Here is a 15486-nt window from a genome sequence, read left to right as displayed (position 1 = left end):
TTTTAGTTACTTATAGACTTTTAGCACTGTTTTGGCTCCGCTTTTTTGCTGTTTTCCATGGAGACCAACGCGGTGCTATGTTCCTTGTTGGATTAGATGATGGAGTTCAGATGCCACAGGTTCAGATGATCGATGTGAGACAGGCAGTGGCGGCTGCCATTGATTACGTGAAGGGTTTTGCTGATTTGCTTCCCACAAAGGATGTGCGCCTGGAGGAAACTGAACTTAGCGACCAACAGGGTGTTTGGCGCATTACACTAAGCTTCTTGGAAAATCAGATTATTGGCTCGCGCTCGTACAAAATTTTCGAGATTGACGCTTTGGATGGTAGCGTAAAATCCATGAAGGCTCGAAGCTTCTTGAGCGGCCCTACTGGATACACCGGCCCGTCAGGTCCTAGGCCATAGGGCATGTATCCGAACAGTTTGTTCGAAAAATATAGGGACAAGGGGGTCCTAATAGATACCAACTTGTTGCTGATGGTTGCGGTCGGGAACTATAGCGCAGCCAGGATTCTCTCATGGAAGAGAACGCAGCAATACACCCTGGACGACTATGCGCTGATGCTCAGAATCCTAGAGTACTTTCCACGGCGCGTTACGAGCCCAAACATCCTCACAGAAGTAGACAATATCGCACGGCAATTGCCGGAGTTTGAGCATGAAGCAATTTCGGTTGCCTTATCTCAACTCATCTCGACTTCGTTCGAGGTTTACACCGCGTCAGCAATGGTAGTGCAGGCACCAATCTACCCAGCTATCGGCTTGACGGACTGCGTAACTATGAGTTTGGCACAGGAAGTTTTAGTTCTGACAGATGATTTCGAGCTGTCAAATCGCATCGCAAGCCTGAACAGAGACGCTTTGAACATCAATCACATTAGGCATTTTGACCTTTAAGCAGATAATTTTCTTAGCTCGAACGTGAGGCCGTAGTGACAGCCCCACACTCGAACGCACTACTAGTATGTCGGTAATTGAATCACAGGACGAAAATCCTGCAAATTAGCTGTGTGTCTAGAATGGCTCCGTTTTGGCTCCGGAATCACTCCGATAAGGGCCAATAAGTACCAAAAATCACAATTGCTTCAACGAACGGGTATCCACTGCAAGCTAGAAATGCAGCTCTTTCCAAAGACGTGCCTTGCGCACAAACCCCTTAAAATAAGGGGTGTTGGAGCGGGCGAAGGGAATCGAACCCTCGTATGCAGCTTGGGAAGCTGCCGTTCTACCATTGAACTACGCCCGCGAACGCCTTGGCCGACCATGGCTTTGCGCTCCCCTGCTTAGCCGACCCCGGGCGTTCCGCCAAGCGGTACCCGCCCTCCCCGATCCAGGCCCCAACCGGTTACAAAGATTCCAGATGCGCGCTTTTATGGCGGTGTTATGATCCTGCCGGGGTTGGTGGCGTATGGCGGGGCGTGGCTACAGCATTTTTGACACGGGGATCGGCCGCTGCGGGATCGCATGGGGCGATCTCGGCGTTGTCGGCGTGCAGCTCCCGGAAGCCCGCGAGATCGACACCCGGCGGCGGCTGTTCCAGCTTTATCCCGACGCCCGCGAACTTCGTCCCCCTGACAATGTCGAAGTCGCGATCGAGGGCATCGTCACGCTGCTGCGCGGCGGCGACAGCGACCTTTCCGAGGTCACGCTCGATATGACCGGCATTCCCGGCTTCAACCAGCGGGTCTATGCGCTGGCCCGCAGCATCCCGCGCGGCGAGACCCGGACCTATGGCGAGGTCGCCAGCGCCCTGCGCGCCTCCGGCGCGGTGTATTCGGTGGCGCAGGCGATCGTCCGCAACCCGTTCATGCTGATCGTGCCCTGCCATCGCGTGCTCGAGGCCGGGCACTATGCCGACAAGATCTCGCCGAACGGCGGCGCCATCTCCAAGCGGAGACTGCTGTCGATCGAGGGCACCCGTCCGACCGCCAGCAAAACCCTGTTCGATGTGCTGCTGCCGGTTGCGCCGCCGCGATCGCCTACTTAAGTTTGCGCGATGGCCGCGACCACGCTTCTGGAACGCAAATCCATTTCGGTGTCCGATTTCCGCTGCAGCGCGGGACCCGGCGATAAGCCGTTTGCCGAGCTGCATCGCCGCCACTCGATCTCCTATGTCCGCAAGGGCAGCTTTGGTTTGCACTGCCGCGGCAAGTTCAGGGAATTGGTGGCGGGCTCGGTGCTGATCGGCCATCCCGGCGACGAATATACCTGCACCCATGATCACGTCTGCGGCGACGAATGCCTGTCGTTCTTCTTAGGACCAGAACTGGTCGAGGCGATCAGCGACAGCAAGGATATCTGGCAGATCGGCTCGGCGCCGCCGCTGCCGGAGTTGATGGTGCTCGGCGAGCTGGCGCAGGCGGCGGCAGATGGCAGCAGCGACATCGGCCTCGACGAAATCGGACAGGTGTTGGCCAGCCGCTTTGTCGAGGTGGTTTCCGGCAGGCCGCGCAAGGCTGGTCCCGACGCCGCCCGCGACCGCCGCCGCGCGGTGGAAACCGCGCTCTGGATCGACGCTCATTCGCACCGGCAGATCGACCTGGAGGACGCCGCAGCCCAAGCCGCCATCAGCCCGTTCCATTTCCTGCGGCTGTTCTCGGACGTGCTGGGCGTCACCCCGCACCAATATCTGCTGCGCTCCCGACTGCGCCATGCGGCGCGGCGGCTGGCCGACGACGACAGCCCGATCACCGATATCGCCTATGATGTCGGTTTCGGCGACCTCTCCAATTTCGTGCGCACGTTCCACCGCGCCGCGGGCGCCTCGCCGCTGCGGTTCCGTCAGGCCTCGCGGGGGAAGCGCAAGATTCTCCAAGAACGGCTCGCCCTCCACTAGCTAGGGTTTCTCCAGTTCGCGCGGCATCCCGCGCACTTTTGACTGGAGAACACCATGTACGATCACATCGGATTACGCGTCGGAAACCTCGACGCCAGCGTGCGCTTCTATACGGCCGTGCTCGCGCCCCTCGGCCATGTGTTGTGTTCACGCGACGATTCCGGCGCGGGTTATGGTCCCAAGGGCCAACCCGCACTCTGGCTGCACCTGCACAAGGGTTCGAGCAACACCGGCGCCCATGTCGCCTTCCGTGCGCCGGACCATGCCGCGATCAAGAAATTCCACGCCGAGGGGCTGAAGGCCGGCGGCCGCGACAATGGCGGCGCGGGCGCGCGGGCGGATTACAGCCCGACCTACTACGCGGCGTTTCTGATCGACCCTGATGGCAACAATGTCGAGGCGGTTTGTACGTAGGTACGATTCGCAACCCACCCACCGTCGTCATCCTGAGGTGCGCGCACTTGCGCGCCTCGAAGGATGGCCGCAGGCACCGAGCTAGTCATCCTTCGAGGCTCGCCGAAGGGGCTCGCACCTCAGGATGACGCCACAGCAATTTCTCAGAAGGACCTCAACCATGGCTTCCATCCACAAAGACATCATCATCGACGCCAACCCCGCCGACGTGTGGGACGCGGTGCGCGATTTCGGCGCGGTGCATACGCGGCTGGTGCCGGGCTTCGTGCTCGATTCGAAACTCGACGGCGACGCGCGGATCGTGACGTTTTCCAACGGCATGGTGGCGCGCGAACTCTTGGTCGATTGCGACGATGCGCGGCGGCGGCTGGTCTATGCCGTGATCAGCGAACGGATCAAGCAGCACAGCGCCTCGGTGCAGGTGTCCGCCGAAGCCGGCGGCCGCTGCCGGCTGGCCTGGACCGTCGACGTGCTGCCGCATGACATCGCGCCCTACATGAATGCGCAGATGGATCAGGCGGCGCTGGCGATGCAGAAGGCGCTCGCGCGATCAGCAAAAGTGGATCCGGTTTTGCGTCCGATCGCGCGACAAAATGTATAGAGGGAAGGCAGCGGCATGATTCCGGCGTTCCTCGAAGCGCTCGGCGCGGAAGGCCCATCGGCCGACCGCGCCGGCAAGATGGATCTCTACGGACGCTTCGTCGGCTCCTGGGATCTCGACGTCAGGCAATTCTCGGGCGACGGCCGCGAGCGCCGCCGCGCCGGCGAATGGCATTTCGGCTGGGCGCTGGAGGGCCGCGCGATCCAGGACGTCTGGATCGTGCCGCCCCGCGGCGATGGGCGCCACGGCGACGCCGCCGCCAACATCAACTCCTATGGCACGACGCTGCGGGTCTACGATCCCGATATCGATGCCTGGCGTATCCAGTGGACCGATCCGGTGACGCGAAGCTTCCTGCAGATGATCGGCCGCGCCGAAGGCCGTGACATCGTGCAGCTCGGCACGCGGCCGGACGGCCATTTGATGCGCTGGAGTTTTTCCGGGATCACACCTAACTCGTTCGTGTGGCGCGGCGAGATCTCCGCCGACAACGGCGCGAACTGGCGTGTCAACACCGAGTTCACCGCCAAACGCCAAGCACCGTGATCTTTCGCACAGATCGGCGTTTCGCCCGCTCCTAGCGTCACCATTTGCGCCCGGATGGCACCGCCTCCGCGGGCCGCGGCGCATTGGAGTTCGAACCATGACTGGAGCTGACAAGGTTGTGTGCCAGGCAGCCACGCTGCTGCTGCTGCTGTTTGTCCTGACGACGACGCCGGCGAAGGCGCAGTTCGCCGGCTTCGGTGGTGGTGGTGGTGGAGGCGGCGGCGACGACATGATGACGCAGATGGCGCCGATGCTGGAAATGATGAAGGCCAAAATGGGCAAGCGCCGCTTTGGCATGATGATGCAGACCATGGGGCCGATGATGGGCCGCATGATGGAAGGCGGCGGCGGTGGCGGTCTCAGTGGCCTTGGCGGCATGATGGGCGGCGGCGGAATCCCCGGCGGCTCCGGTGGCGGCTATGGCGGCGGCATCCCCAGCGGCTATGGCGACAGCTATGGCGCCAACATGGGCGGCATGGGCGGCGGCAACATCATGGGCATGCTCGGCGGCGCCGGCGGCGAGATGATGAGCATGATTCCGCAGCTGATGCGCATGGCCAATACGGGCGGCGGCCGTCACGGCCGCCGGCATCGGCGGCGGTAGGACGACGTCAGCGCCTTAGCTATCTCCGTCATCCTGAGGTGCTCGCCTCTTCGGCGAGCCTCGAAGGATGTGCGGCCCGAACTGTGGCCGATTCATCCTTCGAGGCGCGCAAGAGCGCGCACCTCCCGAGCGAACGCAAGTGCGTTCGTCCGGGGATGACGGAGATGGATGCAGTCAAGACAACGCCGGCCGAACCTTGGGAACGGGACCGTGCTTCGGTCCCCACCGGGTCAGGATCACGCTGGCGCAGGACAACAGGCCGAGCAGCATCATCGATGCCGCCGTCAGCATGAAGTAATCCTGGGCGGTGGCGTTGTGCGTCGACAGCCACCAGCCGCCGACACCGATGAACAGCAGCCGTGCGGTCTGCGCCAGCACGGGGCCGATCACCTTGGCCGCGCCCTGCGATGAAAAATAGCACGTGGTGGCAAGGCCGAGGAAGGCATACATCGGCGCCGCCGTGGCAAGATACTGCCGGCTTGCGGCGCGCACGCCGGCATTGTCGGTGAACAGATTGACCCAGAGGTCGGGGAAGATCGCAATCAGGGTGGCGAGCGCGCCGACCCCGACAAAAGCCACACCGCCCGCGATCCAGCAGATCCTGCGGGCCCGCGCGATGCGCTTGGCGCCGATCGCCATGCCGACCATCGGCACCGTCGCGATGCCGACCGCAAACGCGATCGACGTCAGCATGAATTCGAGACGCGCGCCGATGCCGTAGCCGGCCAGGATTTCGGTGCCGAAACCCGCCAGCATGTAGGTGAAGATGCTGATGGTCAGCACCGACTGCAGCGGCGAGAAGCAGGCGATGGCGCCGACCTTGAGAATGTCGATGAACATCGCCCAGCGAATCCGCAAGCCGACGATCTTGGGAACGACGCGCGCGCGGCCGGAAAACAGATACCACGACATCACGGAGATGCTGATGATGTAGGCAATCAGCGAACCGGCGGCGACGCCGCGCATGCCGAATTGCGGGACCGGCCCGAGACCGAGACCGAGCGTGCCGCCGAGGATGATCTGGCAGACGGCGGAAACCAGCATCAGCAGCGACGGCAGTTTCATGTTGCCGGTGCCGCGCAGGATGCCGGCCATCGTGTTCATCAGCCATGGCACGACGGCGCCGCCGAAAAATATCTGGGTGTAGCCGATCGCCTGCGCCAGCACGTTGCCGCGGCCGCCGAGCAATTCGAGCAGCTTCGGGCCGAAGATCAGCATGCCCAGCATGAAGACGAGGCCGAAGCAGAGCCCGATCAGCAAGGCATGCGCTGCCAGCGTCGAGGCACGCTCGACGTCGCCGGCGCCGAGCGCGCGCGCGATCGCGGATGCGACGCCGCCGCCCATGGCGCCGCCCGACATCGTCATGGTCAGGATCACGCAGGGAAACACCAGCGCCATCGCGGCCAGCGATTCCACACCGAGCCGGCCGATATAGGAGGTCTCGGCGATCACCACACAGGTGCCGGCCGAGAGTGCAATGACGTTGGGCCAGGCCAGCCACAGCAGCGTGCGCAGGATCGGACCATCGACCAGCGCGTTCTTCGCCGGCGGCGGCGGTGGCGGCAGCGGGCGTTCTTCCTCATCGACGGGAATTTCGGCAACGCCGATATCGGACATTTCTGCTCCCGCGCGCGGGGGAACCCCTGAGATCGCACGCCAATTCAATGTTTTTGGGCGCATTATCCGGCCGCGCCAAACTGCTTCCTAGCACGGCAAGGCCTGATTCCGCGTGCGCGGAACGCAATGGGGGCCTGCACGATTGCGGGCGAACGCGCTCGCCTTAGCCGATCGACCAGACGAACGGTGGCCTTCCGCCGGCCGGCGGCTTCAAGTGCACGGGAATATGGCGGCCGCAGCCGGCGGCCAGGCCCTCGAACAATCCCCGCAGCACGCTGGCGCAAGCCGGGTGATAATCGCCGACATCGGCCATCAGCTTCCAGCTCTGCTGCCGGATTTCGAACGCGCCATCGGACTCGCTGATGTCTGCGACGTCGTCCTGCGACTCGAACAGGATGCGCAGGAAGGCCGCGAACTCCTTCGCGCCGCCACGGCTCGCACCAAAGCTTGGCGCGATCTCCTCGAAATACTGCATGCCGATCAGTTTGCCGGTGAGGCGCAACAAATATCCGGCATCCTCCGGCCCGAAGCATTGCACCAGTACCGGGGCCGCGGTCTTCACATATTCCATCGCGTAGTTGCGATAGGCCTTTTCCAGCCGCGGCTTTGGCCAGCTGGCAACCGGCAATTCGGGGGCGGCGGCCGGATCGAAGCGCGGCGCCTCGAGATGCCGCGCGAACACCATGCGCGCATCGAGTTCGAGCGGATGATCGTATTCGCAATAATAGCCTTCCAGCCCGTCCTGACCGTCGACGCTCTGCTTGGTGCAGACGAAGCCGAGATTGAGATTACCCAGCGCTGCGCCATTGTTGGCGTGCCATCCCCGCAGCATCGCGCGCGACACTTCGCCGGGCACGCCGCAGATCGCAGTCCCGCGCCAGATCCAGCGCGGCGGCGGATAGCGGATCCAGGCTTTTCGATCGGTCTCGTACATGTATTCGACATGGACGCCGCCGATCCAGTTGGAGAGATAATGATACTGCGCCGCCGCGACCGCCGGCGGCAGATGATCGAGGCCAAGTTTTTTCAACCCGGGCAGGAAGCGTTCCCTCTGCTGGCGGCGAAACACCCGGAACACGAATTCTGCGGCATCCGCCGTACCGCGGCGGGAGACGACGGTGAGAACAAGGCCGGTGAAAAACGCGTGGTAGAGATCGGCGACGCTGCGCCATCTGGCCCATTGCGCTTGCTGCGCGCGGTCATCGTTCGCCTCGGTCATCGCCATCCCGGTTCCCTTTCTCTCCGCAAGCACGCGTTGCGGTTGCTCAATTCACGCGAATTTCATGGCGGGCACCGCGAACGATGGCCGGCGTTCCGCATTGGTGCAGCGATATGCACCGCATTGTACATCGATATGCAAGGAGCCGTCATGCATAGCCATCTTCGGCTGGCGCTATGTCTGGGCGCGCTGGCACTTCCGCTCGCCGCCTGCAACGAACAGGCCCCCTCGGGCTCCGCGGAGCAGACCTACGGTCCCTCCCCCAAATTGCCGTCGCCGCAAATCTCGTGGATACCGACCGTCAACATCGCCGCCGCCAAGGGCTGGCCGGAAGGCGGCAAGCCCACCGCGGCCAACGGCATGGCCGTCGATGCCTTCGCCAGGGGGCTCGAACATCCGCGCACAATCTACGTGCTGCCAAATGGCGACGTGCTGGTGGCCGAGTCCAACGCGCCGCCGCAACCGGAAGGCGGCAAGGGGATCAAAGGCTTCTTTTTCAAGTGGGCGCAAAGTCGTGCCGGCGCCGGCGTGCCGAGCGCGAACCGCATCACGCTGCTCCGCGACGCCGATGGCGACGGCGCCGCTGAAACCCGCAGCGTCTTCCTGAGCGGCCTGAACTCGCCGTTCGGCATGATGCTGGTCGGCGAGGATTTCTATGTCGCCAATACCGATGCGATCATGAAGTATCCCTACCATACCGGCGATACCAGCATCACGACACCCGGCGTCAAGCTCGTCGACCTGCCCGCGGGCCCCCTCAACCATCACTGGACCAAGGACCTCACCGCCAGCCCCGACGGATCGAAGCTTTACGCCACCGTCGGCTCCAACAGCAACGTCGCCGAGAACGGCATCGAGGCCGAGACCGATCGCGCCGCCGTCCTCGAGGTCGATCGCGCCAGCGGGTCGCGGCGGGTGTTTGCATCCGGCCTGCGCAATCCGAACGGACCTGCCTGGGAGCCGCACACCGGCGCTCTTTGGGTCGTTGTCAACGAGCGCGACGAACTCGGCAACGATCTGGTGCCGGACTACATGACCTCGGTGAAGGACGGCGCGTTCTAGGGCTGGCCCTACAGCTACTTCGGCGACCGCGTCGATACGCGCGTGGAGCCGCGACGTCCCGACATGGTCGCGAAAGCGATGGCGCCGGACTACGCGCTGGGCGCGCACACCGCTGCGCTCGGACTGACGTTCAACACCGGCAATCTGTTTCCGCCAGCGATGGCCGGCGGCGCCTTCATCGGCCAGCACGGCTCGTGGAATCGCAAGCCACTGGCCGGCTACAAGGTGATCTTCGTGCCGTTCACTGGTGGCAAACCTTCCGGCCCGCCGCAGGACGTGCTGACCGGTTTCGTCAATGACGACGGCGAAGCTCGCGGACGTCCGGTCGGCGTGCGGCTCGACAAGCAGGGCGCGCTCCTGGTCGCCGACGACGTCGGCAACACGATTTGGCGCGTGACGCCTGCGACGAAGTCGGCGGCGCGGTAACTCACCCCTCATGGTGAGGAGCGCGTCTTCGCGCGTCTCGAACCACGCTTTGCCCTACGGGCTACGCGTGGCGCAGCCACTCACCAAAAAGCAAAGCGTGCCCGGCGAAGCCCAACGGGCGAAGACGGGCTCCTCCAGCGATGAGCTTACGCTCACGCGGGGATGAGGGAGTGAACCTGGCTACACCCGGAAATGCTTGCTCAGCTTCAGGCCCTGCGCCTGGTAGTTCGAGCCGATGCGCTGGCCGTACATGGCGTCGGGCCGCGCCAGCATTTTCTCGTAGACGAGGCGGCCGACGATCTGGCCGTGCTCGAGGATGAACGGCACCTCGCGCGAGCGCACTTCGAGCACGGCGCGCGAGCCCTGCCCGCCGGCGCCGGCATAGCCGAAGCCGGGATCGAAAAAGCCGGCGTAATGCACACGGAATTCGCCGACCAGAGGGTCGAACGGCACCATCTCGGCGGCGTAATCCGGCGGAATCTGCACCGCCTCTTTCGAGGCGAGGATGTAGAATTCGCCGGGATCGAGGATCAGGCTGCCGTCGGGGCGCGCGGCGATCGGCTCCCAGAATTCATCGACCGCATAGCCGCCGCGGCGGTCGACATCGACCACGCCGGTGTGGCGCTTGGCGCGATAGCCGACGAAGCCGCCGGAACTCTCGCCGCTGAGATCGACGCTCAGTGCCACGCCATTGGCGAGATCGGCGTCGTCGATATCGACCAGCCGCTCGGCGTCATGCAGCGCGTCCAGCTCGTCGGCGTTCAGAATCGCGTCGCCGGTGCGAAAGCGCACCTGTGACAGCCGCGATCCCTCGCGCAGCAACACCGGAAACGTCTTCGGACTGATTTCGGCATAGAGCGGCCCGTGATAGCCCGCGCCGATCATGTCGAAGCGGCGCGTGCCATCGGCGATCACGCGGGTGAACACGTCGAGCCGCCCGGTCGAACTTTTCGGGTTGGCGGCGGCGACGATCTCCGGCGGCAACGCAAGGCTCTCCAGCAGCGGCACGATGTAGACGCAATTGGTCTCCAGCACCGCCCCGTCGGTGAGGTCGATCTCGTGCAGTTTCAGTTCGTCGATACGCTCGGCGACCGTCGCACCCGGCCCGGGCAGGAAGCTCGCGCGCACCCGGTAGGCGACGTCGCCGAGGCGCAGGTCGAGGCTGGCGGGCTGGATCTGGCTTTCGACAAAGGGATAGGCCGGCAGGATCAGGCCCGCATCCGCCATCGCCGCGATCATGCGGTCGGGCAGGATTCCGTTGGCGTCGGGCGGCAGCGTGAACGGCACGGCGGTCCTCAAGGAGCCCGGGTCCTGAAGGAGCCCGGAAGGATGACCCAGATGTCATCCAAACCTCATAAATATGGGTATTTACGGGTTATCCGATGGCTGGCTTGACGAAAAGGGCGCGAGGGAATATCAGCATGACTTATCCCGTGGTGATTTGAGCCGGCCGGCTTGCAGCCACGTTAAACAAGTCGCTAAACAGGCCGGGGACACGTGTGATCCCGGCCTGTGGAAATTTTTCCAGGCCGGTTTTTTGTGACCATTTTCAATGGTGGTCACGACGGAGGTCACATGTCTGAGACTGGTTCTACCAAGCGTTTTCGTCCCGAAACCCGCCTTGTCCATGGCGGCACGCTACGCTCGCAATTCGGCGAGACGTCTGAGGCGCTATTCCTCACCCAAGGCTACGTCTACGACTCCGCGGAGCAGTGCGAGGCCCGATTCAAGGGCGAGGATCCCGGCTTTATCTATTCGCGCTATTCCAATCCGACGATTGAGATGTTCGAGCGCCGCATGATGCAACTCGAGGGCGCGGAAGCCGCGCGCTCGACCGCGACCGGCATGGCCGCGGTGACGACCGCGATCCTCGCACCGCTCCGGGCCGGCGACCACGTCGTCGCTTCGAAAGCCCTGTTCGGCTCCTGCCTTTACGTGGTGCAGGATCTCCTGCCGCGCTACGGGATCGAGACGACGCTGGTCGACGGTCTCGATCTCGACCAGTGGCAGCGCGCATTGCGGCCGAACACCAAGTCCTTCTTCCTGGAGAGCCCGACCAATCCGACGCTCGACGTGCTCAACATCCCGGCGATTGCCGAGATCGCGCACAGTGGCGGCGCACGGTTGATCGTGGACAATGTGTTCGCCACACCGATCTGGCAGAGCCCGCTTTCGCTTGGCGCCGACGTCGTTGTCTACTCCGCCACCAAGCACATCGATGGCCAGGGCCGCTGCCTCGGTGGCATCATCCTGTCCTCGGAAGCGTTCGTCGCCGAGCACCTCCATAATTTCATGCGCCACACCGGCCCGTCGCTGTCGCCGTTCAACGCCTGGGTCCTGCTCAAGGGACTGGAGACGCTGGCGGTACGGGTGCGCGCGCAGACCGAGACCGCCGGCAAGGTCGCCGACGCGCTGGCGAACAATCCGAAAATCTCGCGGCTGATCTATCCCGGCCGCGCCGATCATCCGCAGGCCGAACTGGTGAAGCGACAGATGCGCGCCGGCTCGACCCTGATCGGCTTCGAGGTCAAAGGCGGCAAGCAGGCCGCGTTCCGCACCCTCAATGCGTTGCAGGTCTCGCGGATCTCGAACAATCTCGGCGACGCCAAGAGCCTCGTCACCCATCCGGCGACCACGACCCATCAGCGGCTGTCGCCGGAGGCGCGCGCCGAACTCGGCATCAGCGAGGGCTTTATCAGATTCTCCGCCGGGCTCGAGCATGCCGATGATCTGATCGAGGATTTTGCGCAGGCGCTGGAGCAGGCGTGAGAGGGCGGCACACGCAGCCACACACAGGTGTCGTCCCGGCCTTGAGCCGGGACCCATAACCACAGGGTGTTGTGAGTTAGGGAAGTCGTCAACCACTGCTTCAATCAGCAGGGCCGCGGCCTGGGTCCCGGCTCAAGGCCGGGACGACAAAACTCACATCGGCCTGTACGTCCGCACGTTCGAGGGCACGTTGACGCCGAGCTTGATCTGGCCGACGGAGCGGATGATGTCGTCGCCGAGCAGTTGCGCAAAGCAGGCGTAGCCCCAGTCGCTCATGTGCAGGCCGTCGGCGATGACGAAATTCTCGATCGGGATCGCTTGCTTCTCGTGCCAGTCGCGCATCACCTCGAAGCGCGGGAAGATGCCGACCTTGCGCAGCTCGGCGACCTTGTTGAGCAGATTGATCATCTTGCCCGCGCTCTCCGCGCGTGCGTTGACGGCCGGCGAATATTGCGGATCGATCAGCACCAGATCGGCGCCGGTCTTCTGAATGCGCGCGATACCGTCTTCCACCAGCTTGATGGTGTCGGCGGGATCGAGATTGCGCAGCACGGCGTTGGTGCCGACCTGCCAGATCACCAGATCCGGGTTCATGTCGATGACCGAGGTCTGCAGCCGCTTCATCATTTCAGGCGCGTCCTCGCCGCCCTGGCCGCGATTGATCACGGTGATGTCGGCGGTCGGATATTGCCGGCGCAGCTGCGCCGCGAGGCGGTTGGGATAGTTGAATTCCGGCGAGGTCGCGCCGAAGCCCGCGGTCGACGACGAGCCGAACGCGATGATGACCACCGGCTCGCCCGCCGCGAGCTTGCCCGCGACACGCGGCAGCGATGCCATCTTCTTGCCGCCACCCTTTGCCGGCAGGCAGGGAACGCGGCTGAAGATATCGGCGGCTGATTTCGCGACTTCCTTTGCCTTGTCGACCGCCTTGCCGGTGAGGCTCCTTTGCTGCGCCGGAGCGGACGGGTCGGTGGCCGCCACACTGCCCGCCCCCGCGCTCGGCGCCTGTGGTTTAGCCGCTTCCGCCTTGTTCGATTCAGCCTTGTTCGATTCAGCTTTGCTCGCTTCAGTCTTGCTCGTCTCAGCCTTGCCCGGTTCAGCCTTGCCCGAGCCGGATAGCGTCGCCGCCTGCTGGGCGGCCTGGGTCGGCTCCGCCTGCACCGGCAAAACCGACGCCGGCGTCAGCAGTGCCGTCGCCGCGAGGGCGAGCGCTGCCAGCGATGCGGACGGGGAAAAAGGGCAGTAGCAACTCATTTACGCCAGTTCCTCAATTCTGCTGCGCCGGGTTCACATGCGCCGCGTCGATCACGAATTTCGACAGCGCGCGGCCGAGGCAATCGTGCACCCGCTTGGCGAGGTCGAGGCCATGCGCCGTGCTGGACAGGTCGAAGTCTCCGGCGTCGCTCCAGTGCCGCATGATGGCGAAACGGTCGAACAGGGGAACGTCATGCTGCTGCGCCACCACCCGCATATTATCCAGGTAGGGCGGTGCGGAAATCATCGTTTCGGTGCGCGGACTGTATTGCAGGTTCATCAAGACCACGTTGGCCCCTGCATTTTGCACCGCAACAACGCCTTCGTCGACAGCGGCGCGAAAATCATCGGGATCGATGGATCGGATAGCATCGTAGGTGCCGGTCTGCCAGATAACCAAAGTAGGCTTTCTTGCTTCCACGAGCTTAACAAGTCCGCTTGCGACCTCTTCGGCCGTCTTCTTTACCTGTAGTTCCAGGGAGACGTTCACCGCGACCTTCGGAAGCATCTCCTTTAACATCGCCTGCAGGCGGCCAGGATAGGCGCTGCCTTCGGATGCCAGGATGGTCGAAGACCGGCTGCCCACCACCAGAATTTCCAGCCGGCGTTCGCTGACGATGGCCGTCTCGACCTTGGGCAGCGGGCTCTCGGAGGTGAGCAGATAGGCCGGGACCTCGCAATTCGGCGGGGCAAGCTCGGCGCGCGCGGGGGCCACGGCCAGCAAGCCGGCAAACAAGGTCAGACCCAGGATCATCACCGGGTTGGACGTCATCAACCCCCTCCCGCCATATCGGCGTTGCCAACAGCGCCCTTTTTCCGGGATGCATTCTTGTCGGCGGAATGCTTGTACCACGAAATGACCCACGCCATGCCGGACATGATGAGGATTCCGGCGACGCTGATGAGGAAATGCAGGCCTGCTCCACCGGAGATTTCGGCCAGCACGAAATGCCCGGCAAAGGCGAGAAAGACGCCGAGGCAGAATATCTCGAGCGAATGCTGTCCGCACAGGATCAATGGTCGCAGCCAGGGTGAATTCAGCCCCGGCCAGTCCTTGCGCAGGAAGCGCACGGTGAGCGCTGCCAGCGCCAGGAAGTGTGCAAAGCGCAGCACATCCAGATCGGTCTTGGTGATCGGGTACATCCACTGCTCGATCAGCTTCGGCATGAAGCGGCTCAATTGCGGGATGTGCCAGGTCATCGTGACGAAGAAGGCGGCGAGCAGATAGACGATGCAGATCCACATCGTGATCCGCGAGGAGAGGATCGCCGACATCCGCACCGCGCCGCCGAGCGCGCACCAGGCGCCGAACACGAACAGCAATTGCCATGCGAACGGATTGAAGGCCCAGAATCCGTTCGGATAGGCCGACAGGTACAGGTCGAACTGCCAGGTCACCGCGTAGAGCGCCACCGACAGCGCCAGCGAGACGTCGGGCCGCCATTTCATCAGCCACAGGATCAGCGGCAGGAACAGCATCAGCACGATATAGAGCGGCAGCACGTCCATGTTGACGGGACGGAATCGCAGCAGCAGCGCCTGGATGATCGTGACATCGGGCTGCTTGAGGAAATCCATGATCCCCATTTCTTCCGCATACAGCGGGTTGTTGAAATTGGTGGCGACGTAGGAAATCTCCGCCAGGAAGATCGTGAACAGGAACACATGCGCCACGTAGATCTGCCAGACCCGCCGCATGATGCGCGCGGTGGCGATCACGAAACCTGCCTCCAGCATCGCCCGGCCATACACGAACGCCGCGGTATAGCCGGAGATGAAGATGAAGATCTCGGTGGCGTCGGAAAATCCGTAATTGCGGATCGTGAACCAGGTCAGGATGTTCGGCGGCAAATGATCGATGAAGATCAGCCACAGCGCGAGCCCGCGAAACAGATCGAGCCGCAGTTCGCGCTCGCCGGCTGCCGGCAGCGTGATCGCCGGCGCCGAGGCATCGTCCTTTGCGCGCGCGTCCGCAACGGACGGTCCGGCAATTTGATCGACAAGGGACGACATCGGGCACCGTTTTGGCAGTCGAATCTACGCAAATTGCACGACAGAAAGGATAATATCGGCCCGCAGATTGCAGGCAAGGAAGATCGGGCAAGGAAGATCGGGCAAGGAAAAACAGACAAGGGT

At 63.2% G+C, this 15486-nt stretch carries 15 protein-coding genes, 1 tRNA gene, 1 pseudogene and 1 riboswitch; of the genes and pseudogenes, 10 read left to right on the top strand and 7 right to left on the bottom strand.

Annotated elements, in window-relative coordinates; all coding sequences use genetic code 11:
- The first annotated feature begins 110 nt into the window (after nucleotides 1–110).
- Nucleotides 111–407 carry a hypothetical protein gene (locus ACSQ84_RS28335; RefSeq protein WP_436215019.1) on the top strand — a complete coding sequence of 99 codons (297 nt, stop codon included), beginning with the start codon at nucleotides 111–113 and terminating at the stop codon, nucleotides 405–407.
- 63 nt (nucleotides 408–470) lie between these two features.
- Nucleotides 471–899, top strand: a complete 429-nt coding sequence (locus ACSQ84_RS28330; RefSeq protein ID WP_436215018.1) for a hypothetical protein — start codon at nucleotides 471–473, stop codon at nucleotides 897–899.
- A 275-nt stretch (nucleotides 900–1174) separates the two neighbouring features.
- Here the strand turns inward: ACSQ84_RS28330 and ACSQ84_RS28325 are convergent.
- Nucleotides 1175–1248 (bottom strand) — tRNA-Gly (locus ACSQ84_RS28325).
- 162 nt (nucleotides 1249–1410) lie between these two features.
- On the opposite strand from ACSQ84_RS28325, the gene ACSQ84_RS28320 reads away from it, so the two are divergent.
- From ACSQ84_RS28320 to ACSQ84_RS28295, 6 genes are all read left to right on the top strand, one after another.
- The gene (locus tag ACSQ84_RS28320) at nucleotides 1411–1989 is read left to right on the top strand and encodes a methylated-DNA--[protein]-cysteine S-methyltransferase (RefSeq protein ID WP_436215017.1); all 579 of its coding nucleotides are present in this window, start codon (nucleotides 1411–1413) and stop codon (nucleotides 1987–1989) included.
- A gap of 9 nt (nucleotides 1990–1998) precedes the next feature.
- Nucleotides 1999–2838: a helix-turn-helix transcriptional regulator gene (locus ACSQ84_RS28315; RefSeq protein WP_436215016.1), complete on the top strand. Its 840-nt coding sequence runs from the start codon at nucleotides 1999–2001 to the stop codon at nucleotides 2836–2838.
- A 54-nt stretch (nucleotides 2839–2892) separates the two neighbouring features.
- Nucleotides 2893–3252, top strand: a complete 360-nt coding sequence (locus tag ACSQ84_RS28310; RefSeq protein ID WP_436215015.1) for a VOC family protein — start codon at nucleotides 2893–2895, stop codon at nucleotides 3250–3252.
- A 160-nt stretch (nucleotides 3253–3412) separates the two neighbouring features.
- Nucleotides 3413–3853: an SRPBCC family protein gene (locus tag ACSQ84_RS28305; protein WP_436215014.1), complete on the top strand. Its 441-nt coding sequence runs from the start codon at nucleotides 3413–3415 to the stop codon at nucleotides 3851–3853.
- Nucleotides 3854–3868: 15 nt separating this feature from the next.
- Nucleotides 3869–4399, top strand: a complete 531-nt coding sequence (locus tag ACSQ84_RS28300) for a hypothetical protein (RefSeq protein WP_436215013.1) — start codon at nucleotides 3869–3871, stop codon at nucleotides 4397–4399.
- 97 nt (nucleotides 4400–4496) lie between these two features.
- Nucleotides 4497–5003: a hypothetical protein gene (locus ACSQ84_RS28295; RefSeq protein WP_436215012.1), complete on the top strand. Its 507-nt coding sequence runs from the start codon at nucleotides 4497–4499 to the stop codon at nucleotides 5001–5003.
- A 174-nt stretch (nucleotides 5004–5177) separates the two neighbouring features.
- Here the strand turns inward: ACSQ84_RS28295 and ACSQ84_RS28290 are convergent, their stop codons facing one another.
- Nucleotides 5178–6620, bottom strand: coding sequence for an MATE family efflux transporter (locus tag ACSQ84_RS28290; RefSeq protein ID WP_436215011.1), 1443 nt, complete (start codon nucleotides 6618–6620; stop codon nucleotides 5178–5180).
- Nucleotides 6621–6783: 163 nt separating this feature from the next.
- The gene (locus tag ACSQ84_RS28285) at nucleotides 6784–7839 is read right to left on the bottom strand and encodes a hypothetical protein (RefSeq protein WP_436215155.1); all 1056 of its coding nucleotides are present in this window, start codon (nucleotides 7837–7839) and stop codon (nucleotides 6784–6786) included.
- Nucleotides 7840–7989: 150 nt separating this feature from the next.
- Here ACSQ84_RS28285 and ACSQ84_RS28280 point away from each other — a divergent pair.
- Nucleotides 7990–9327: pseudogene (locus tag ACSQ84_RS28280) on the top strand (PQQ-dependent sugar dehydrogenase).
- A 180-nt stretch (nucleotides 9328–9507) separates the two neighbouring features.
- Here ACSQ84_RS28280 and ACSQ84_RS28275 read toward each other — a convergent pair.
- Nucleotides 9508–10614, bottom strand: coding sequence for a 2'-deoxycytidine 5'-triphosphate deaminase (locus tag ACSQ84_RS28275; RefSeq protein ID WP_436215154.1), 1107 nt, complete (start codon nucleotides 10612–10614; stop codon nucleotides 9508–9510).
- A gap of 136 nt (nucleotides 10615–10750) precedes the next feature.
- Nucleotides 10751–10830, top strand: a riboswitch (SAM riboswitch).
- 72 nt (nucleotides 10831–10902) lie between these two features.
- On the opposite strand from ACSQ84_RS28275, the gene ACSQ84_RS28270 reads away from it, so the two are divergent.
- The gene (locus ACSQ84_RS28270; protein WP_436215010.1) at nucleotides 10903–12096 is read left to right on the top strand and encodes an O-succinylhomoserine sulfhydrylase; all 1194 of its coding nucleotides are present in this window, start codon (nucleotides 10903–10905) and stop codon (nucleotides 12094–12096) included.
- Between the two features lie 153 nt (nucleotides 12097–12249).
- On the opposite strand, the gene ACSQ84_RS28265 is transcribed toward ACSQ84_RS28270, so the two are convergent.
- Genes ACSQ84_RS28265 through ACSQ84_RS28255 form a run of 3 tightly spaced genes read right to left on the bottom strand, consistent with a single transcriptional unit; the run spans nucleotide 12250 to nucleotide 15363 of the window.
- The gene (locus tag ACSQ84_RS28265) at nucleotides 12250–13350 is read right to left on the bottom strand and encodes a GDSL-type esterase/lipase family protein (protein WP_436215009.1); all 1101 of its coding nucleotides are present in this window, start codon (nucleotides 13348–13350) and stop codon (nucleotides 12250–12252) included.
- Between the two features lie 13 nt (nucleotides 13351–13363).
- On the bottom strand, nucleotides 13364–14122 hold the full coding sequence (locus tag ACSQ84_RS28260) for an SGNH/GDSL hydrolase family protein (protein ID WP_436215008.1): 759 nt from the start codon (nucleotides 14120–14122) through the stop codon (nucleotides 13364–13366).
- Nucleotides 14122–15363 carry an OpgC domain-containing protein gene (locus tag ACSQ84_RS28255; protein ID WP_436215007.1) on the bottom strand — a complete coding sequence of 414 codons (1242 nt, stop codon included), beginning with the start codon at nucleotides 15361–15363 and terminating at the stop codon, nucleotides 14122–14124. Before ACSQ84_RS28255 ends, ACSQ84_RS28260 begins: the two co-directional genes overlap by 1 nt.
- Nucleotides 15364–15486 lie beyond the last annotated feature (123 nt).

It is taken from the genome of Bradyrhizobium sp. LjRoot220, assembly GCF_964252915.1.
Lineage (GTDB): Bacteria > Pseudomonadota > Alphaproteobacteria > Rhizobiales > Xanthobacteraceae > Bradyrhizobium.
The sequence above is the reverse complement of the archived record's forward strand: the minus strand, read 5'-3'. Positions and strand labels throughout refer to the sequence as shown.